Genomic DNA, 19,714 nt, shown 5'->3' with positions numbered 1-19,714 from the left:
TGGCTACGTCGAAGAAAGCTTCTCCGACCAGCGTAATTTCCCTGGCTTCTTTATTAAAATGTTGGGCGATGGTAATATGACTATTGGCATTGAGCATTACGCTGGTACCATCGGGAAGCTGAAAGGATTTTCTTTCACCGGCCAGGCTGCTGTAGTTGCGGAGACGGTTTTGTTTTTTGTATTGGTATACCGCGAATCCTGCCACGTTGATCAGCAGGGCGATGACGGCGGCGCGGGCCAGTATTTTCCATACCGGCGAAATTCTTCTCACAGGGGTTTCCTGCAGGTGTTGCCGGAAAGCCGTTTCAAACTGCTGCCGTTGCTGCGCAAAAGTCCGGGCGGTGATATTTCCATTCAATATATAATATAACTCCCTGGCCTGCTTTACTACTGCCTGTTTCTCCGGATGTGTGTTGATCCAGGATTCCCAGAAGGCAACGGCACTGGCATCTGTGCCGGTGCAATACCGGCAGAAAGAAGGCTCCTGCAAAAAATCTTCACTATGGTAGTCCTGAAAATCAGACATAAAACATCCATCCTTTTTCTATAGAGAACACGGGTTGTTCTTTTTACTACTGTAAAACAATATTTTTTTTATGGTTGGGTCAACATTAATAAAACCAGGAGTGGAATGCTGTACAGGTAAGTATAATCGCCGCCATCAGCACTTAGTTCCGCCCTCAGAATTTTGATGGCGTCATGGATACTATTATAAACGGTGCGTTTTGTTACATTACAAATAAGAGCGATTTCATCATAATCCCTGTCTTCAAAATAGCGCAGGCGCAGCAGCTCCAGTTGTCGGGGAGCCAGTTTAGCCAGCGCTTTTTCCAGTCGCTGTTTCAATACTTTATCGGATTGTGCGGAGATGAGCAGCTGTTCATAAGCTACTTCTGTTTGTTCCCGGCCGGCTTCAAAAACGTGGTGTCGCTTTTCCCGGCGGCGGTCGGCCTTCATTTCCGCCATGAGTTTATGGCGGATACAGGTAAGCAGGTAGGCCCGAACGTTGTCTACTTCGGGTAGTGTGGCGCGTTTATCCCACAGATCCAGCAGCACCTGGGTAATACATTCCGACGCCCGTTCCCGGTTGCCGGTAAGTTTTACCCCATAGTTAAACATGCCTATATAATGCGCATCATACAACAGCATCATTGCGGCCTGTTGGCCGTTTAGCAGCATTCTCCATGCATCCTCCATATGTGTCCCTTCCGAAAGCATTATCATCAAAAATAAGGAAAGGAATCACGATTTGAGCGGCAAGGGGATTATTAGCAGGGAATAAAGTTTACCACGCGCACCAGTTTCCCGTTTTCGAAATAGAGTTGTACGCTGCTGTCGCTGTCTTTGCTATAGGAATCCCGGAGGGTAATCATATCTGTTTTTCCTTCATTTTCTGCCTGCAATACGGCGTTGGGAAAAAGTTTTTTCACGTCTTCCCAGGTAGTATTACGGGAGAAGGATACCTTGCCTGAAGTCAGTATTTGATTCGAGGTAAACACGAATTCTTCACAGGCGATAGAATCTTTACAGAGTTCAAACGTAGATCCATCTTTATAAAAATAACGGAAGTCCTCTTCAAACTGTGATCCGCAGATGTCTTCGTTTTGCGTGGATACAATGCTATCTGCTGCTCCTATGGCACTTTCCAGGCGTTGCCGGCTGGTAAACAGCGGCACTTTATTATTGATCAGCGCCTTTGAAAATTCGAATACTTCCATTTGGTCCCAGGAAATATTGCGGCTGCGATGAGGTTCCTGCATGGAGTCATCGGCTGCCGTGAGGGGTTGAATGGTTTCGGCCGGAGCGGCTACCGGCATGGTGTCGGCTTCTTCGGGTTTGTTCTGATGACAGGCCGACAGGATGGTTACCGTGAGTAATAAAAATAGACTTTTCATGATCGTTACTTCTTCATAGGGACAATTGCATGGTCCGGTTAAACTAAAACTAATCATTCTAAAACACATAATTAAAATAATTTATATTGATAGCCAAGTATTTTTTATGCAATCGTTTGCATTACTGACGAAAGCGTACTATATTGTTTGCATAAACCACGTACTACATATGAAAAAGCTGACATTCCTGTTATATCTGGGACTGGCTGTACCTTTTGCCGGCCATACACAGGACAACACCGCTGATGCCACAGTGGTAAAAAAAGTAGCCGATTATGCTATCGCCCACGCGGCCTTTCAGTTTACAGGACCCGATAACCAACGCTGGAACACCAGCAAAGAAATTCCGGCAGGTATTAATGCGTCCATCTCTGATCACCTGAGTGAATGGCACTATCCTAATGGCGTATTAAACATTGCCATGATAGATTTGGGGAACTACCTCAAAGACGAGAAATACAGTGCTTTTGCGCAGCAGCATGTGGCATTTGCATTCGACAACTACGCCTATTTTGAAGCTCTTAGTAAGAAAGGTGTGAAATACAAAGGCTTTCCTTTTAATCAACTTATCAACACCCGCGTACTGGACGACTGCGGTGCCATGGGCGCCAGTTTACTGGATGTATATAATACGGTAAAAAGAAACGATTACAGGGCCTATATCGACAAAGCGGCCAACCATATCAGCAAGGTACAGGAAAGGCTGCCTGATGGCACGCTATGCCGTCCAAATCCATACAAATGGACCCTGTGGGGAGACGATCTGTATATGAGTGTACCTTTCCTTGCCCGCATGGGAAAACTCACTAACAACAACAGTTATTTCGATGATGCGGTAGCACAAATCAAACACTTCACACATTACCTCTGGGATCCACGCACTGAATTGTATGTACACTACTATTACGAAGATTTAAAAAGACAGGGCGTAGCACACTGGGGCCGCGCCAATGGCTGGATCATGCTGGCTAAAGTACAATTGCTGAACAGCCTGCCCGCCAATCATCCCGGCAGAAATGATGTGATCGCAGACCTTACCCAACAAATTCTGGGGGTGGCAAAATATCAGGGCGCCAATGGCCTGTTCCACCAGGTGCTGGATCGTACTGACTCTTATACGGAAACCTCCTGCACCGCCATGTTTGTGTATTCCATCGCCAGAGCCGTGAATGAGGGCTGGCTCGACAAGCGCTATATTACCATTGCAGAACGTGGCTGGGAAGGATTGGTAAAGGAAAAAATTCAGGAAGACGGACAACTGAAAGATGTATGTATCGGTACAAATACTTCCGCCGATCTTTCTTTTTATTATAACCGTCCTACGGAACTAAACGACTTTCACGGCATAGGGCCTGTGATAGAAGCGGGTATTGAAATTATGCGGTATAGAGCGGGTGCGAAGAAATAAGCGAGTTTTTGTCTTACTCAGGATTATACTGATGTAGATGATTTTCCAGATTTTATTTTTAGGATTTTAGAAGATTAAAAAAGATTAGCGAAGATAGATGAGATATTCACATCGGCCTTCGCTAATATTTTTTAAATCTGGAAAATCATCTACATCAGTATAATCCTGAGTAAGACAAAAATACTAGTACATATCAAACCACACTTTGGTGGTGAGCAGATCGGCGCCCTGCCTTGCTACGGCAGCTTTGTAGCTATTACCATTCAAAGCCTGCTCACTGGAAGGATACGTTAAACGTACCGGCATTTTACCTTGTAAGGCGCCGGTATAAGCAGGTGTGAGTTGCGGATAATCCAGTCTTCTCCATTCTGCAAATGCTTCCAGACCTTCACCGAAAAGGGCCAGCCATTTTTGTTCTCCGATTGATTTCTTATAGTTGTTGGCATCGTATGCAACCGCTGGTTGCGCGAGGTAATTATCTACTACGGCACCGCTAACGCCATACTGTTTGAAAGAGGCGCGGATTGCCTGCTGATAAAGATCTGCAGCGTTGCCGCTGATCAGGTTACGCTGTGCAGCTTCCGCCAGGATAAACAGTTGTTCTGCCGCCGTAAATAACCAGGCGGGTGCCAGTGTGGCGGTAAATACCGCACCTACATCCGATGTTTTACTGAAACCCAGGCGGGAAGCAGAATCTGCGGTCAAGCCATTGGTAACGCCTAAATAGGTAGTAGCTCCTGCTTCTGTTGGCAGTGCAGCGTATATACTTAACCGTGGGTCATTCAATCCTTTCAGTTTATCTACCACGGTTTTGCTGATGCGGTAATCATTTCTTGTTTCCCTGTTTCTGCCTACCGGGTTCTGATTAGGAGAAGCCAGGTAATTCAATTTTACATCGATAGTCACTAAAAGATTCCCTTCTGCCGCCAGTTCTGTAAATACAGCTTTAGCAGCTTCCGGGTCACGATCCGCTATACGCAATGCGATACGGGAACGTAAACCATTCGCAAATCTCTTCCAGCCATTCATATCATTCTGTAACAGCACATCCCCTAAAATGGCATTATCTGTTGCAGAAATAATTTGTACCGCTCCTTTTAATTCCGCCAATAAACCTCTGTACACCACCCGCTGACTATCATACACCGGCGTCAGATATTTTTCAATGTTACCCGCCTGCGTATATGGAATGTCGCCATACAGATCCGTCAACACCTGGAATATCCAGCTACGCATAATGATGCCTACTGCTTTGTAATTGGGATTATGCAAACTATCGCCCAGCTGTGCCAGTGTTGTAAAATCCTGTACTCCCTGTGCATAAAAATTGCTCCACACAGTTTGTATGTTGGTAGATGCTGGTAGATAGCGGTCTGGGTCCGGATACTGAATTTTTGCCCAATACTGCACATATAGCAGGGAGGTTTCCATGGTAGCATCAGTGCCCCAATAGGTATCCACATTGGATTTAATGCCGTTGCTCAACAGGTAGTCCGGTTGCGCGGAGGTAGGTTCGTTCGGATTTTTATTCGTGCGCTCCAGTTCCTTTTGGCAACTGGCCAGTAGGGTTGCAGCAAATATGATATAGAAAGGTATCAACAACTTTTTCATGATCAGTCAATAGTTAAAATGAAACATTCAGGTTAAAGCCAAAGCTGCGCGTAGTAGGAATCTGCAATGTTTCCAGTCCCTGTCCGTTACCTGTATTAAACGCCGTTTCCGGATCAATGTTTGGCGTATGCTTGTTCAGGTATCCCAGGTTTCTGGCTACAAGCGCTACGTTCACTGCCTGTAATCCCCATCTGCCAACGATAGATGCCGGTACTGTATATCCTACCTTGATTTCACGCAGTTTGATAAAGGAGGCATCGTATATCGCGCTTTCGTTCAGATTGCTGCTGTATACTGCTTTATAGTAGCTGGCTGCAGGAAGAATAGTCGTGTTCTTTTTACCATCTGCCGTATAACCATCAAAGATGATCCCGTCGTGTTTTACCTCAGCGCCACCTGGTGCGGTAGCGTTATGATCTGGTAAGGGAATATTATTTTTACCATTTACATAATAAGGTAACCCGCCATTTTCCTGATCACGCCCTGGCATAGTAGCAGCTAATACGCCGGTAGCCATACCGGTAGCATTCGTACCAGACCAGATAGAACCGCCCTGTTTAGTGTCTATCAGGAAACTCAGATTAAAGCCTTTGAACGTAAAACTATTGTTGACACTACCTGTCCAGTTCGGCGTGTAGTAACCCAGTATTTTTTTGTTGGGATCAACAGATGGTGTACCATCAGCATTCACCAGGATGCGGTTTTCACTATCCCTTTTGTAGGCAGTGCCATAGAGGGCGCCATAGCGCTGACCGGTAGTAGCCAGTACCTGGATATTGCCAGAGCTGCCCAGTACATAATTCTGCAGGAATCCATCTGCATCCAATGCCAGTACTTTACTCACATTACGTGCATAGTTCACGTTTACGTCCCAACGAAATCCGGAGCGTGTAGTGATTGGCGTTAGTCCCAGCATTACTTCGATACCGTGGTTGCTGATTTCACCGCTATTCAGTGTTTTCTTCAGGTAACCGGTAGTAGGACTCACATCGGCTAACAGGATCTGGTTGCGGCTGCGGGAATTATAATAAGTAAAATCCAGTCTTACCCTGTTATCCACAAACCCCGCTTCCACACCTAATTCTGTAGAAGTTGTAATTTCTGGTTTGAGATTTCTATTCAAAAATTTATCGGATGCTGTCAGCAGCGGATAGGAGCCAAATGGTTGATTAAAAGGAAACGTATTCACCAGCTGATAAGGGTCAGTATCCTTTCCTACCTGTGCCCAGCCACCACGCACTTTCAGCAGACTAAGCGTTTTGCTTTGGATGTGCAGGGCTTCTGTTAACACCAGACTGGCGTTAGCGGAAGGATAGAAATAGGAATTGCTGCCACGGGGTAAAGTAGACGACCAATCGTTACGTGCCGTTAAGTTCAGAAACGCATAGTTACGGAAACCTACCTGTGCAGAAGCAAATCCGCTATATACTTTTTGTTTGTTGAGTAAGCTCGTAGAGATAAGCGGGTCGCGGGAGTTATTCAGTGTATACACATCTTTCACGGCCAGCTTAGGCGCCTGTTGATAATTTTGCTCCAGTTGATTGGTGCGCAGGTTGGCGCCGGCCAATACATCAAAATCAAAATCACTGCCTATTTTTTTCTTTGCATTCAATGTGAATTCGCCATTGGTTTCGTTCACGGTATAAGCATCTTCGGTATAGGAACCGAATGGTGTACCATTAGTATAGTAGGCTACTTTATATTTACGTCTGTCGGTATAATAGTCTGTACCAACGCGCAGATTGGCAGTCAGCCAGTCGAGCACCTGGTAAGAAAGACGCGCGTTACCAAGGAAACGGTTACGCAGCATCCCTACTGTATTTTCGTTTTGAATCCAGTAAGGGTTGCTATAGTAGCTATGGTTCCAGTTATAGTCGGTACCGTCTGCATTTTTATAATTCTTCAGTTTACTCACATCTACCTGACGACCAAACCAGATAAACTGCAACGTTACGCTGTTACCACGTCTGCCATCCACACCGGGGAGATTATCAGCGGCGCTGCGCACATAATCTGCATAGGTGCTGAGGGTGAGTTTTGGTGTAATACGGAAAGTATTGCTCGCCGTAAAAGTATTCCTGGTAATACCGGTGTTCGGTAAAATACCCTGTTGTTTGGTGTTGTTATAGGAGAAGCGATAGTCCTGTTTTTCGTTGGAGCCACCAACAGATAAACCGTTGTTCAGCGTATAGCCGGTCACGTAGAAATCCTTCACATTATCCGGATGTGCTACAAATGGTACGGCTTCTCCATTGGAGAAGAATTGCGGGATAAGGCGGCCATCCAGTTTCGGTCCCCAGCTTTCATCCACGCCGTCATTGATACCACCGCCTTTACCATCTTTATAGGAAAACTGACCGCCGGTACCTTGTCCGTAAGAATTCTGAAAGTCGGGCAGGATCAGCAGTTTATCCATGGTAGCACCGGAATTAACGGTTATGCCCATACCGCCTTTTGTATCTTTACCGGTTTTCGTTTTGATAACGATCACACCGCTGGAAGCGCGTGAACCATATAGTGCGGCGGCATTCGGACCTTTCAGCACACTGATGGAAGCGATATCGTCCGGGTTAATATCAGAGATGGCGTTCGCAAAATCGCGGCCAGTACCGATTCCCAGCTGACTATTATCAACCGGTACACCATCCAGTACAAATAAAGGCTGGTTGTTGCCGGCGATGGAAGTCTCCCCCCGGATGACAATACGCGAAGAGCCGAGGTTTCCCTGACTATTGGTCACCTGTACACCTGCTATTTTTCCGGACAAAGCGTTGACCAGGTTAGTTTCTTTAGCTTCGGAGATATCTTTCGATTTTAGTTCCTGTACAGCATAACCCAGGGATTTTTTCTCCCGGGAAATACCGAGTGCGGTTACCACTACTTCTTCCAGTTTCCGGTTACTGTTTTCCAAAGAGATATTCACCACCCGGTTGCTACCGACCACCGCAAACACTGTCTGAAAGCCCAGGGAAGAAAATTGTAACGTATCATTTACATTGGCAGTGATACTATATTTCCCATCGGGATCTGTTTGTGTACCCTGACTTTTTCCTTTCAACTGTACAATAGCGCCGGGTACACGCTGTGCATCTGAGCGGGAGGTCACTACTCCGCTCACCCTGATTTCCTGGGCAATACTCTGCTGCAGCCACAGTAAACCTGGCAGCAGGCATAACAGCCTTTTTACGTAATTCATGCTTTAGTACTTGATTTATTTGTTGACTTAGATCGTTGCGGAGAATGGTTATCCCGTTACACCGTTCTGATTTTGGCTTTTTATTGTTGGCGTATGATTATTGGTGTGATATCGGTTGCAAAAGTAAGGCACAAATATTAATCCACAAAATTTATAGACTAAATAGGTTTAAATTGGTTTTTAGACTTAGAGACGGGCGAAGTTGGGAATTAGCGGATGTGTGCAGGAATACGGAGAGATGCAGGGTATGGAGAATATAGCGTATGGAGAATGCAGGAGTACGGAGCGTGTAAGAGTACCGCGTAGGAGTACCGAGTATGCAGGAGTACAGAGCGCCTCCGCGGCCGATACGGAAAAGATAAAAAAAACGTGCGTTCACCTCCTATCGTTCACTTCCTATATTTAATAAGAACAGCTTGGCAAAGGATATACACAAAACAAGAAACCGGGAGATGTAAGATCACCCGGTTTCTTATTTTGTAAAATCTCAAGTGCCTGATACGCTGCTTAAAAGAACAAATAAACGGTTGCTGTACAGACACAATCCCATGCACCGTTCTGAAGATTAAGTAATGATCAAAGCGGCAAACACCAATCCCATGCATCTGTTCTGAAGATCAACTAATGATCGCCATAACAAACACAGATCTCCCAATGATCAAATAAATCGCTGTAACAGGCACAATTTCATTTCGAGGCAGCAGTCTGAATATTCAGCAGTTTTTTCAATTCTGCTTTACAGTCTTCAATATTCTGCCAGATCTGCCGGTCCTGGCAAACGGTGCCTTTGTACTTGATAGTGACTTTGGTTTTGCGCAAAGTAACCTGATAGTATTCCGGGGCGCCGGGAGAGTTTTCCCAGGTAACTTTGCCTCCTTCTTCAATGCCGCCGGCGAGTTTGTCTTCGATCACTGCATTTACTTTTTTGTGCATGTTGTCTGCAAAGTCATAACTCACCTCGGTTTTCACCAGGCAGGAAGAGTCTTTTTGAGGGAAGCCTTGTGCGGCGTTAGCATGCTGACGGGGAATACATAGCAAAAGGGCGCTCGCTGCCAATAGCAGTAACGGGAATTTAAGTGTACGCTTCATAACAAGTATAGATTAAGATAACGTTGGAGAATAGGTATATAACAAGTCCTTATAGATGATCTCTTTGATTTTGGTTTATCGTGCTAACTCATTATTAAAATAACATATTTATCTCATTCCACAAAATAAACTCTGCGGATCGCGTAGGGGTAGAAGTAAAGTCAGGTGTCTTCCTAACGGGTCATTGATATTGCTGCTGCAGATTGAGTAGTATTTTCTTTCCTGCATCGCTCAGGCCCGGCAGACTGTCTGCCGGCATAAAGTGGCGTTTAAAGGCCATGATGGCGGCGGAAGAATCTTTTATATCATATCCGATAATGCGGAGTGCCAGCAGTGGATTAAAAGATTCAGGTACTACCGTAGCGCTGGTGTCTTTAAACCAGCCGCCAAAGCCTTTTTCCGCTAGTTGATGCCAGGGGAAAAAAGCACTGGGGTCTACTTTTCTGCCGGGAGCAATATCACCATGACCTACAAAGTTGGCGGTGGGAATATTGTAGCGATGCTGCAGGGTGTCGAGCAATACGAGCAGACTGCTGATCTGGGCGGAATCAAAGGGTTCAGTCCCGTTATTGTCCAGTTCTATACCGATGGAAGCAGAATTGATATCTGTAAGGTTGCCCCATTTGGCAACGCCTCCGTGCCAGGCGCGGAGATAGTCGTTCAGCATATGATGGATGGTACCGTTACGGCATATCACATAATGGGCGCTTACCTGCGTTTTTTCCATGGTAAACGTCTTCAGTGTTTGTTCACATGAATTCTGAGCCGTATGATGAATAATAACCATGCTGGGTTTGCGTATATTAAAATTGATGGTACCCACCCAGGAGGGTGCAGCTACGCCGTTGGCGCCGGACAATTCTCCGGGTTGCTGCCGCAATACTTTCGCATAGGATTTGGCATGCTGCCGGTATACCTTATTGGTAGCGGTGTAAGGATTACGCGCGCAATAAGCAAAGCCGCCGATCACTGCCAGCAGGCAACTGTATTTTATGCAAAGAGATATGGTCTTCATCTGTATCTGTTAAAGTTTACACAAGACTACCAGATAAAGATACTAAATGAACTGATGCATCGTTTTTTTTACGGATACTATGAAAAGTGTTCTTTAAAATATATATTTACGTTTTCAATAATACTTTTAGGAGTATCAAAAACCTGTGCCACATTGTCTGCAATTGCCTACTACTTACTGTTACCGCTGATTTACGCGCTATCGCTACTGCCATTTCGTGTACTTTACCTGGTGTCTGACGCAGTATATGTGTTGTTATTTTATGTGATGGGCTACCGTAAAAAGGTAGTACTTCAAAACTTGCGCAATTCTTTTCCTGAAAAGAGTGAAGCGGAAATTAACCGTATTTGCAAAGATTTCTATCATTACCTCTGCGACCTCTTCCTGGAAACATTTAAAACGCTCACCATCAGCAAAACGTCTATGGTGAAGCATTGCAGCTTTACTCCTGCTACGCTGGAGCTGTTTAACAAGCTGGAAGCGGAGAAAAAGAGTGCCGTGCTGGTGATGGGCCATAAAGGAAACTGGGAGTGGGCTGGCAATACATTCAGTATATTGTGCAGGCAACAGCTCTACGTTATCTATCATCCGCTGGCAAACAAACATTTTAACGGTCTGATGTACCGCATGCGCACCCGATTCGGTACCAAACTGATTGCCATGCAGGATACTTTCCGCGATATGGTACAAAACCGGGATGAAGTAAATGCCACCGCTTTCATTGCTGATCAGGCGCCGCAGCCTAAAACAGCCCAATGGCTTAATTTTTTGCACCAGGATACCCCTGTATTCAAGGGTACGGAGAAAATAGCGCAGAAAATGAACTATCCGGTGGTATATGTAACAGTGCAACGTGAAAAAAGAGGTTATTATACAGTAACCGCCGAAATGCTCACCGCCACTCCGGCTGAAGAAAAAGACGGAGCGATCACGGCAGCGCATACACGCAAACTGGAAGAAGATATTGTTTCCCAGCCCGCTACCTGGCTATGGTCGCACAAACGCTGGAAACATAAACGCCCTGCTGCTATTTAATATTACATCATACATCAACAACTTTAGACAAAAGTATCCTACAACGATATGCTGGAAGGAAAAGAACTGATACTGGCTACCAAGCCATATGCGCGCGAAGAGAGAGCCAAAAGCTGGTTTTTCACATTATCGACATTATTACTGCTGGCGTTATCGCTGACAGGCACACTGGTATTACCTTACCTGGTATTAAGAATCCTTGCCAGTATCCTTTCGGGGTTGCTAATAGTAAGGATGTTTGTTATTTATCATGATCATCAACATCACGCTATCCTTCATAAATCCAAGGTGGCCGAAGTGATCATGGTCTTTTTTGGGGTATATGTACTGGCGCCCTCCAGCATCTGGAAACGTTCACACGATTATCATCCTAAACACAATTCAAAACTTTTCAGCGCCAGCATCGGCTCCTACCCTATCATTACCCGTAAGAAATTTGAATCCATTACGCCGGCAGAAAGGCGCACTTACCTGTTTAGCCGCCACCCGCTTACCATTGCAGCCGGCTATTTATCGATGTTTATGATCGGTATGTGTGTACAGTCATTTGTGAGCAGCCCGCGTAAGCACATGGATTCTTTACTGGCATTGATCATTCACCTGGGTGGCAGCGCGGCTGTCGTTTATTTCCTCGGATGGGAAAGCTGGTTACTCTTTATTTTAATACCATTCACTATTGCCTGCGGACTGGGCGCATACCTTTTTTATGCCCAGCATAATTTTCCGGGTGTGACCTTTAATGTGAACAAGGAATGGTGTTATGATAAGGCAGCATTGCTGTCTTCCAGCTATATGGTGATGAACCCGGCTATGAAGTGGTTTACCGGCAATATCGGTTATCATCATATTCACCACCTGAATGCACGTATTCCTTTTTACCGTTTACCGGAAGTGATGGCAGCAATACCTAAGTTACAAAACGCTAAAACCACTACGCTAAGTTTCCGGGATGTACGCGCCTGTTTCCGCCTGAAGGTATGGGATCCGGAGCAGGACAGGATGATCAGCTTAAGAGAAATACGCGCGATCAGGTCAGCCCAATTGATGAGGAAGCCCGATCCAGTAGTAGTTGCCGGATAATCTTTTTTCTTGTTTCCAGCGTAAGCTGGGTAATTTCTTTTGCTTTTTGCAGTACCGGCAATCCGGCAGTATGCGGAGATCCGGCCCTGAATGGAGGTGCCGGGTTATATTCCAGTTGCAGCTGTATTACTTTGGCCATTTCTTCTCCACCTATTACAGCGGTCAGGGTTAGTCCGAAATCGATACCGGCGGTGACACCGCCGCCTGTAACACGGTTCCGGTCTTTTACTACCCGCTCGTCCAGCGTTTCCACGCCAAACATCCGTAATAATTCCAGTGAACGCCAGTGGGTGGTGGCTTTATATCCTTCCAGCAAACCGGCTGCCGCCAGTACCAACGCGCCGGTGCATACAGACGTAATATATTTTGCCTTCACCGCCTGATCACGTAGAAACTGCAACAATGGCTGCTGTGTGAGCAACGCGTTGATGCCTCGTCCGCCGGGCACAAAAATAATATCCAGCTGGGGGCAATCAGCGATCGCAATATCCGGTTGTAGTGTTAGTCCCCCTTCCGCGCGAACCGGGGCCTTTGTGAGTCCTATGACCAGTACTTCAAAACAGGGGGCTTTAATAAATACATCATAGGGCCCCGTAAAATCGAGGATGGTCAATTCGGGGAAGAGCAACATCCCAACCTTTAATTTTTGCATACATGGAGTTTTAACGCGGTACAATAATAGGGCAGCTGCCTGTAAACAGGGAGCAGAGAGCCTTACCGGTGCTGATCGTAGGTATTCGCCGGTACTACCTGCTGTAATGCAGCTATTTCCTCCGGCAGCAGTGCGGGCGCCTGCACTGCCCTGAGCGCATCTTCCAGTTGTGCTGCTGTACGAATGCCCACAATAGCGCTGCTGACGGCGGGTTGTTGCAATACAAAACGCAGGGCAGTTTGCGCAGCCCCACGTGTGGGGTTGCTGTGCGCTTTGATGGCAGCAGCAGCGGCGGCCACATCTCCTTCGGCATAGTTCAGATAAGGTGCAGCGGGTTTGTCCAGCAGCAATCCTTTCGCTAGACTTCCCCGGGCCAGCACACCAATGTTGTTTTCCAGCAGCAGTGGAAAACAGGTTTCTTCCGGACGGCGGTCCAGCAGGCTATACTGCATCATTACACTCACCATATGCGAGCGGTTCACATATTCACGGATTACATTGGGGCGGATGGAAGAGATGCCGTAGTACCTTATTTTGCCTTGCTGTTGCAGGGTTTCAAAGGCATCAATGGTTTCTGCGATCGGATCTTCCATGGTGCCGCCATGCAGCTGATACAAATCAATATAATCTGTTTGCAGGCGTTTCAAACTGGCTTCTACCGCCGCTATGATATAGTCTCTACCCGGATTCCAGTTCCAGCCGCTGCCATCTTCTTTCCACTGATTACCTACTTTAGAGGCAATAATAACAGCAGATCTTTTCGTCTGCAATGCTTTTCCCACTGTGGTTTCATTTTGCCCGTGTTCATACAGATCTGCGGTGTCAAAGAAATTAATACCCTGGTCTAGTGCATGATGAATCAGGCGGGCATTGTCCACATCATGATGGCCAAGCGACATGCAGCCAAATCCAATTTCACTGACGGAGAGCGTTGATTTTCCGAGGAGACGATATTGCATGATAACCGGTTTTTATTACATTTTTATCACCTGCTTTCTGAAAAAGCAATCGTAACGAAGTTATAGCCAAATCTTCCATTTTTTTTCATAAATCCGGTTTTGTAATGGGCTGTCTTGATAAACAGCCCCCTATATCAATTTACGTCCACCTCAAAAATGAGCTATGTTGCAGTAACTGATGCTATGTTCAGTGTTACCATGGTAGTCAGAGAATGAATGGGGCCGCCTGGAAAAACAGCCCCCTTCTTTAGTATGTCCGATCCATCGTATGTTTCATCTTAACCAATGATCCGGGAGGTGTAATTAAGGACCACCTGGAAAGATGGTCCCTTCCTATCCCAAATCAAATTCCACTCATGAAAAAACATTTTATATGATTGAAGACTGTGGTAACAGTCTGAGTTTTCAAATAAGGGACCGCCTGGAAAAACAGTCCCTGGTTTCCGAATCAATCGCAGCATAAATGATCTGGTATTATTTACACTGAGAGGGTTAACATATGGCGTTTACTACTTTATATATGAACAATATGCCTGTCTGCACCTGCATATTGATGATGTTGATAATAGGGGACCGTCTAGAAAAACAGTCCGGTGTATAAAGCTTCCATCGTGTATGTTGCACTCCAATATTTTTTTCATATTCTTTTTTTGATGATGACAGCAATAAGGGGGGACTACCTGGACAAGTAGTCCCGTTAGACAAGTGTCGCAAAGACGTCAACTATTAATTCATCTCAATTGTCAAGAAAACCGGACCGCCTGGAAAAACAGTCCCCCTTTTTTATCTGTATGTACTATCACCCCATTAGTGAATAGCGTCGGGCTAACAGTTGAGTTAACAAGCAACCGAATGTTCAATTCATTTGATGGCACACCTTTTCCCTTACCGGCATAACTGCGGACGATACGGGGCAGGCAAGGCAAATACCCTGCTGCTGTTGCACTATTACAGTATAGCTAATTCAATACAAAAAGAAAAAGCTGATAATGATAATGTCCGAGAAATGTACAGGTTTGAAACTGCCTGTTGAATAAAAATGACTGCATTTGGGTTAGATTTCTGGGTTAACAAATGAACACTCTCCATGAGCGTTTCATTTCCTGCTAATGATTGGTTAACCTTTCTCTTTGTCTTCCAGGATCAACTGCTACTAAAAGGTTATTTAAAAGCTCAGACAGATAAAAAATTGATTACGGGTGTAATCTTCAACGATTATTGATCGTTATAATGCAAAGGTAGAAAACAATTATTTACGAAAAACACGCTTCATAGCCATAATCATAATGAACAGGAATGAACAAATTTGAAATACCCTGAATGAAAATGAATAAATAAAAATCAAAAAAATATCGTATCAAAAAATATGGTTGCCTTATCAGAATTAATAAATCAAACGTATATTAGTTCATACAATTTCATACATACCTTAACGTTAGCAACCTATCCCATGCAACAACAAATAACAGGCGCTTTTTATGGTATTGCAATTGGCGATGCACTGGGCGTACCAGTGGAGTTCAAAACGCGTAGCTATCTCTCAGAAAATCCAATAGCTGCCCTTACCGGCTACGGATGCTGGAACCAACCGGCTGGCACCTTTTCGGACGATTCCTCCCTTACCTTTTGCACGGCAGAAAGTCTCCTTACCGGCTACGATATTGTTGCCATGGCCCAAACATTTGTACGCTGGGCTCAACAAGGTTACTGGGGCGCGCACAATGAAGTATTCGACATAGGACATACGACCCGCCGGGCGTTGCAAAGAGTGGCCACCGGTACTTCTCCAGACATCAGCGGCGGCTTTGAGGAATTTGAAAATGGGAACGGCGCCTTAATGCGCATGATGCCGGTAGCTTTCTTCCTGATAAAAGAAAATGATATCCATCGCCGCTATCTGTTAGTAAAAGAAATTTCCGGTATTACGCATCAGCATTTCCGCTCTGTGCTGGGCTGCTTTATTTATGTAGAATTTCTGCGGGCGTTATTGTCGTCAGGAAATTTGCAGGAGGCTTACCAGCAAATGCAGCGGACCATCAACGCTTATGTAAATACACAATCATTTAATCCCGCGGAAATAAAAATTTACGAACGGGTGTTACTGCAAAATATAGCGACCCTGCGGGAACAGCAGATTTACAGTTCAGGTTATGTGGTACATACCCTCGAAAGTTCGCTCTGGTGCCTGTTGAATACCAGCGATTACCGGACCTGTGTACTCCGTGCCGTAAATCTGGGTGGCGACACCGATACAACCGGTGCTGTAGCAGGAGCCGCTGCAGGACTACATTACGGCATCGATAACATTGCCAGCGAATGGATTCAGCAGGTGGCTAAATCCACCGAAATAGGCCAACTTGCCAATCGCTTTATGGCAGCCATTAATACCACCAGCACCCAATAGGCATCACCTCTCTGAAAACCGGCCGCATTTTTGCCTGTTATAGTGTTCCGTTAAACTTTCAGCTCCTTTTCCCGTCTAATAAATGATTGAAAAATAGCGGAATTGATAAGACGAGTACAACTTAATGTTACAAAAATGAAAAACAGATCTTATATACTGTTTGTGCTGATCGGCCTCCTGGGCACATTTACAGTAAGCGGCGCTTACGCACAGAGACATGGTGGAGGTGGTGGTCACTTTGGTGGTGGCGGCGGCCGCATGGGCGGTGGTGGTCATTTTAGCGGCGGAAGAGTAGCAGCACCAGTGCATATGTCTTCACCAAGAGTAGTGGCATCCGTTAACAGAGGTTATTACCATGGCTACCGTCCTGTTTACGTACGCGGTTACTACGGACGCCCCTATTACAGGTACAGACCATACTACAATCCGTTTTTTCCGCCTTTAGGCATATACGTTTCTTCGTTGCCTTTCGGTTACTTCTCACTCGGCGCCTCCTTTGGTCCAATGTACTACTACGGAGGTACTTATTACCAATCCAGCGGGAATGATAATAAAGGCTATAAAGTAGTAGAAGCGCCGATAGGGGCGGCTGTACCGGATTTACCAGATGGAGCACAGGAAATAACCGTAGATGGAAATACCTATTACGAATTAAATGGTACCTATTACCAGGAAACCATGACAGATAACGGCAGACGTTACGTAGTAGTTGGGAAAAATGGTAAAATAGGCGACAAAACAGTGACGATCACGGACGATCAGGGAAACAATGCCCCGGATAATGATCCCGGAAATAGCACAGACGATATGATCACAAAATTGCCGGATAATTGCCGCACTGTGAACATCAACGGTGAGCAGTACTTTTTATCACCGGACGGCATGTATTATCAGTCTGTTTTAAACAGCGATAACACCATAGCAGGTTACAAAGTGGTGGGTAAAATGAATGCCGATAATTAAAAAAATTAGTCAGGTTAGCAGGGAGCCGGTTATTTAACCGGCTCTTTTTTTGCCATCTGTTTTCTCTCAAATAAGCCCATTCCGGCGCTGATCAGTATGGCTGTTTACCAACTACTGCTGGCCCCTCCACCTCCCGAAGAACCGCCTCCCCAGCTCGAAGAAGAAGAAGAGGAGGAACTTGAAGAACTGCCAGAGGAAGAGGAAGAAGAGGATTCTACCAACTTCGCAATCGTATACCGGTATTCATGCTTAAACCCACAGGCCATGCAGGCGTACTTGATTACCCCCCAGCCCTCCGACGAATAAGTAGCCGATTTTTTCGTGACCGCACCTCCATTCTTATAAGCCATATGTGCGCAGGATGGACATTGCGCCATCCCTGAACGCATATTGGTATAGTTCAGAATTATTTTGTTGTCGCAGGTATCACATCCCCATACATCATAGTCTACCGACTGCAACTCTTCTTCTATCACCTGTTTCTTATCCAGAAATTTATTATCCACCGCCTCATCCAGTTTATGCATGGGTTTCAGGCAGTGATGACAATCATAAGGATCATTACGCAGATGATTCAGACGCTTCTTTAATAACGCCAGGTATAACCAGAGATAAGGCGCCGGGAATACATAGCCTGCACGACCGAAATCGCGTAGTAATATCTCCAGGCGGAGCCATTTCTCATGTCGGTCCTTTCCTTTCAGCAACACCGCAGCACGCATCATGACGATCAGCACTGCCACGTGGATAAACACCACCCAGGCCACATAATAGATCACAAACATTTTGATGAATCCTACATCCGTATGTCGCTGATGTGCGATATAATAAATCAAGCCAAAGGCCACCAGGTGCAGCAGCAGCTGCCCCATCCAGCCTGGACGCAGAAATTCATTTGGATAGGCGGAAACGGCTACCGGCACAGGATCTGCGCTGCTTGTCTTTTTAATTCTTTTGCCGAAGAAAACCCGCATCATCACAGCGGTGGCAAGCAACCAGAAAATCAGGCCATAGAAAGAGAAATCACCCGTATAGGAATAAGAGTTGCCTGAAGGAGAAGTATCGGCCAATGGCTGTGGGTCCGCATATACCAGGTTGTCTTCGGCCACTGGCGGATTATCAGTAGTGGCATCTGTTGGGATGGAATTATCTACTGCTGCAGGCACGGGATTATCCGGTGAAATCGCAATGGCCACCGCAGTACTGTCGGCCGGCATCAGCGAAGGATCTGATGCCGGCATATCCGGCAACTGATCATATGCATAATTGCCATTGTTAAACAGCGACGCCACCGATAGTACACCGTCTGAAAACGCTGCGTCATAGTTATGTTCTTTGATGCGTGGAATCATATATTCCTGCTGAATGCGAAAACAAATAATGTCCGGCATATCGGCCTCGATACCGGTCCCTGTCTCGAATTCGAGCTTACGGGCATCTTCCACCATCAGGATCAGCAACCCGTTATTCTTCTCTTTATCCCCGATTTTCCAGTAATTAAACAGTTTGTGTACAAAATCACGGGACTCATTTTCACCTATGCTATGCAGGATCACGACGGCTATCTGTACCTTGCCGGCATTATCCAGCGCGGCTATTTTGGCATTCAGATCGCTTTCCGCCTGATCGGAAATCAAGTGATCCGGATTACTGACATAACCACCTCCCGATTTTTTGGGGTCCGGAACATCTGCTACAGTAAACTTTTGCTGCTTATTTTTGTCACATGAAACAAAAAATACGAACAACAATGCCAGCAAAACACTTTTCATGAAATATGGAGGTTGCTTCATTTGGGATACATTCTCTCCCCCTAAGATATGTTTATTTAACTTTTCATTTAGACAGAAAAAAGTATTTTAATCCACTCATGAAGCCCGTACTAACGATATGGCTACTCCTGTTATGCCTGACGGCTACCCGCAGTTTTGCGCAAAACAACGATAAAGACACCACCATAAGGCCACCGATACAGCTGAAAACCGTACAGATTATTCAGTATAATTTTTACAAAGATTCCCTGGCTTTCCGCGATGACTATGCGAAGGAGCTTACTTTCAGGCGGCCCAAGTGGTATGAAGTATACCAGGGCATGAGTGTAAATATTAATGCCCTGTATAAAGTAACACAGTATAAGAAGAATAAAAAGAAGATCGCCTTCCGGAATATGCTGCTTAATAAGGAACAGGAAATGTTTGTGAGCCGGGTTTATACGCCATCGCTGGTAAATAAGGTAACGCAGCTGGATGGCGACAGTCTTAAACTTTTCATGCAGCGCTATACGCCCGACTATTCTTTTCTAAAAAATGCCTCTGACTATGATATCTATGCGGAAATAAAAAAGCAGTACCTGGTATTTCTCAAAACCCGCGACAGCCTGCCACCTCAACCATAAATTCATTTCTTT

At 45.5% G+C, this 19,714-nt stretch carries 16 protein-coding genes; 6 read left to right on the top strand and 10 right to left on the bottom strand.

All coding sequences use genetic code 11. The features are described from left to right. The 3 genes from VIP81_RS09930 to VIP81_RS09920 form a co-directional block, all read right to left on the bottom strand. Positions 1 to 526: FecR family protein (locus VIP81_RS09930; protein ID WP_331959258.1), on the bottom strand; the 526-nt coding region annotated here is incomplete at its 3' end. A gap of 68 nt (positions 527 to 594) precedes the next feature. Then, positions 595 to 1,218, bottom strand: a complete 624-nt coding sequence (locus tag VIP81_RS09925; RefSeq protein WP_331959255.1) for an RNA polymerase sigma factor — start codon at positions 1,216 to 1,218, stop codon at positions 595 to 597. A 50-nt stretch (positions 1,219 to 1,268) separates the two neighbouring features. Then, the gene (locus tag VIP81_RS09920) at positions 1,269 to 1,895 is read right to left on the bottom strand and encodes a hypothetical protein (protein ID WP_331959252.1); all 627 of its coding nucleotides are present in this window, start codon (positions 1,893 to 1,895) and stop codon (positions 1,269 to 1,271) included. 169 nt (positions 1,896 to 2,064) lie between these two features. Here VIP81_RS09920 and VIP81_RS09915 point away from each other — a divergent pair, with 169 nt between their 5' ends. Beyond that, positions 2,065 to 3,303, top strand: a complete 1,239-nt coding sequence (locus VIP81_RS09915) for a glycoside hydrolase family 88 protein (RefSeq protein ID WP_331959249.1) — start codon at positions 2,065 to 2,067, stop codon at positions 3,301 to 3,303. A 183-nt stretch (positions 3,304 to 3,486) separates the two neighbouring features. On the opposite strand, the gene VIP81_RS09910 is transcribed toward VIP81_RS09915, so the two are convergent. The 4 genes from VIP81_RS09910 to VIP81_RS09895 form a co-directional block, all read right to left on the bottom strand. Continuing rightward, positions 3,487 to 4,914: a SusD/RagB family nutrient-binding outer membrane lipoprotein gene (locus tag VIP81_RS09910; protein WP_331959246.1), complete on the bottom strand. Its 1,428-nt coding sequence runs from the start codon at positions 4,912 to 4,914 to the stop codon at positions 3,487 to 3,489. Positions 4,915 to 4,927: 13 nt separating this feature from the next. Next, on the bottom strand, positions 4,928 to 8,110 hold the full coding sequence (locus VIP81_RS09905) for a SusC/RagA family TonB-linked outer membrane protein (protein ID WP_331959243.1): 3,183 nt from the start codon (positions 8,108 to 8,110) through the stop codon (positions 4,928 to 4,930). A gap of 687 nt (positions 8,111 to 8,797) precedes the next feature. Beyond that, on the bottom strand, positions 8,798 to 9,199 hold the full coding sequence (locus tag VIP81_RS09900) for a hypothetical protein (protein ID WP_331959240.1): 402 nt from the start codon (positions 9,197 to 9,199) through the stop codon (positions 8,798 to 8,800). A 181-nt stretch (positions 9,200 to 9,380) separates the two neighbouring features. Next, complete coding sequence (locus VIP81_RS09895; protein ID WP_331959237.1) at positions 9,381 to 10,214, bottom strand: N-acetylmuramoyl-L-alanine amidase; 834 nt, start codon at positions 10,212 to 10,214, stop codon at positions 9,381 to 9,383. Between the two features lie 153 nt (positions 10,215 to 10,367). Between VIP81_RS09895 and VIP81_RS09890 the strand changes: the two genes are divergently transcribed. Together VIP81_RS09890 and VIP81_RS09885 are read left to right on the top strand one after the other, a co-directional pair. After that, positions 10,368 to 11,249 carry a lysophospholipid acyltransferase family protein gene (locus tag VIP81_RS09890; RefSeq protein WP_331959234.1) on the top strand — a complete coding sequence of 294 codons (882 nt, stop codon included), beginning with the start codon at positions 10,368 to 10,370 and terminating at the stop codon, positions 11,247 to 11,249. Between the two features lie 48 nt (positions 11,250 to 11,297). Next, positions 11,298 to 12,329: a fatty acid desaturase family protein gene (locus tag VIP81_RS09885; protein ID WP_331959231.1), complete on the top strand. Its 1,032-nt coding sequence runs from the start codon at positions 11,298 to 11,300 to the stop codon at positions 12,327 to 12,329. Here VIP81_RS09885 and VIP81_RS09880 read toward each other — a convergent pair. Both VIP81_RS09880 and VIP81_RS09875 read right to left on the bottom strand, forming a co-directional pair. Beyond that, a complete protein-coding gene (locus tag VIP81_RS09880; protein WP_331959228.1) occupies positions 12,277 to 12,981 on the bottom strand; it encodes a DJ-1/PfpI family protein in 705 nt (234 codons plus the stop codon). The two genes, VIP81_RS09885 and VIP81_RS09880, sit on opposite strands and share 53 nt — an antisense overlap. A 62-nt stretch (positions 12,982 to 13,043) precedes the next feature. Further along, positions 13,044 to 13,940, bottom strand: a complete 897-nt coding sequence (locus VIP81_RS09875) for an aldo/keto reductase (RefSeq protein ID WP_331959225.1) — start codon at positions 13,938 to 13,940, stop codon at positions 13,044 to 13,046. Positions 13,941 to 15,390: 1,450 nt separating this feature from the next. Here VIP81_RS09875 and VIP81_RS09870 point away from each other — a divergent pair. Further along, positions 15,391 to 16,344 carry an ADP-ribosylglycohydrolase family protein gene (locus tag VIP81_RS09870; protein WP_331959222.1) on the top strand — a complete coding sequence of 318 codons (954 nt, stop codon included), beginning with the start codon at positions 15,391 to 15,393 and terminating at the stop codon, positions 16,342 to 16,344. A 135-nt stretch (positions 16,345 to 16,479) separates the two neighbouring features. After that, positions 16,480 to 17,307: a DUF6515 family protein gene (locus VIP81_RS09865; protein WP_331959219.1), complete on the top strand. Its 828-nt coding sequence runs from the start codon at positions 16,480 to 16,482 to the stop codon at positions 17,305 to 17,307. A 104-nt stretch (positions 17,308 to 17,411) separates the two neighbouring features. Here VIP81_RS09865 and VIP81_RS09860 read toward each other — a convergent pair whose 3' ends face one another. Then, positions 17,412 to 19,079: a TPM domain-containing protein gene (locus VIP81_RS09860; RefSeq protein ID WP_331959216.1), complete on the bottom strand. Its 1,668-nt coding sequence runs from the start codon at positions 19,077 to 19,079 to the stop codon at positions 17,412 to 17,414. Positions 19,080 to 19,177: 98 nt separating this feature from the next. Here VIP81_RS09860 and VIP81_RS09855 point away from each other — a divergent pair, with 98 nt between their 5' ends. Continuing rightward, positions 19,178 to 19,702 carry a hypothetical protein gene (locus VIP81_RS09855; RefSeq protein WP_331959213.1) on the top strand — a complete coding sequence of 175 codons (525 nt, stop codon included), beginning with the start codon at positions 19,178 to 19,180 and terminating at the stop codon, positions 19,700 to 19,702. Positions 19,703 to 19,714 lie beyond the last annotated feature (12 nt).

The sequence above is a fragment of the Chitinophaga sp. genome (assembly GCF_036566945.1).
Classification (GTDB): Bacteria; Bacteroidota; Bacteroidia; order Chitinophagales; family Chitinophagaceae; genus Chitinophaga.
This window is presented reverse-complemented; position numbering and strand designations above follow the sequence as displayed.

What these genes read in the sequence shown, in the direction of transcription:
- VIP81_RS09900 (WP_331959240.1), bottom strand. Translation starts at nt 9,199, where the DNA reads ATGAAGCGTACACTTAAATTCCCGTTACTGCTATTGGCAGCGAGCGCC.
- VIP81_RS09920 (WP_331959252.1), bottom strand. Translation starts at nt 1,895, where the DNA reads ATGAAAAGTCTATTTTTATTACTCACGGTAACCATCCTGTCGGCCTGT.
- VIP81_RS09865 (WP_331959219.1), top strand. Translation starts at nt 16,480, where the DNA reads ATGAAAAACAGATCTTATATACTGTTTGTGCTGATCGGCCTCCTGGGC.
- VIP81_RS09875 (WP_331959225.1), bottom strand. Translation starts at nt 13,940, where the DNA reads ATGCAATATCGTCTCCTCGGAAAATCAACGCTCTCCGTCAGTGAAATT.
- VIP81_RS09855 (WP_331959213.1), top strand. Translation starts at nt 19,178, where the DNA reads ATGAAGCCCGTACTAACGATATGGCTACTCCTGTTATGCCTGACGGCT.
- VIP81_RS09925 (WP_331959255.1), bottom strand. Translation starts at nt 1,218, where the DNA reads ATGCTTTCGGAAGGGACACATATGGAGGATGCATGGAGAATGCTGCTA.
- VIP81_RS09895 (WP_331959237.1), bottom strand. Translation starts at nt 10,214, where the DNA reads ATGAAGACCATATCTCTTTGCATAAAATACAGTTGCCTGCTGGCAGTG.
- VIP81_RS09905 (WP_331959243.1), bottom strand. Translation starts at nt 8,110, where the DNA reads ATGAATTACGTAAAAAGGCTGTTATGCCTGCTGCCAGGTTTACTGTGG.
- VIP81_RS09880 (WP_331959228.1), bottom strand. Translation starts at nt 12,981, where the DNA reads ATGCAAAAATTAAAGGTTGGGATGTTGCTCTTCCCCGAATTGACCATC.
- VIP81_RS09885 (WP_331959231.1), top strand. Translation starts at nt 11,298, where the DNA reads ATGCTGGAAGGAAAAGAACTGATACTGGCTACCAAGCCATATGCGCGC.
- VIP81_RS09870 (WP_331959222.1), top strand. Translation starts at nt 15,391, where the DNA reads ATGCAACAACAAATAACAGGCGCTTTTTATGGTATTGCAATTGGCGAT.
- VIP81_RS09860 (WP_331959216.1), bottom strand. Translation starts at nt 19,079, where the DNA reads ATGAAAAGTGTTTTGCTGGCATTGTTGTTCGTATTTTTTGTTTCATGT.
- VIP81_RS09910 (WP_331959246.1), bottom strand. Translation starts at nt 4,914, where the DNA reads ATGAAAAAGTTGTTGATACCTTTCTATATCATATTTGCTGCAACCCTA.
- VIP81_RS09915 (WP_331959249.1), top strand. Translation starts at nt 2,065, where the DNA reads ATGAAAAAGCTGACATTCCTGTTATATCTGGGACTGGCTGTACCTTTT.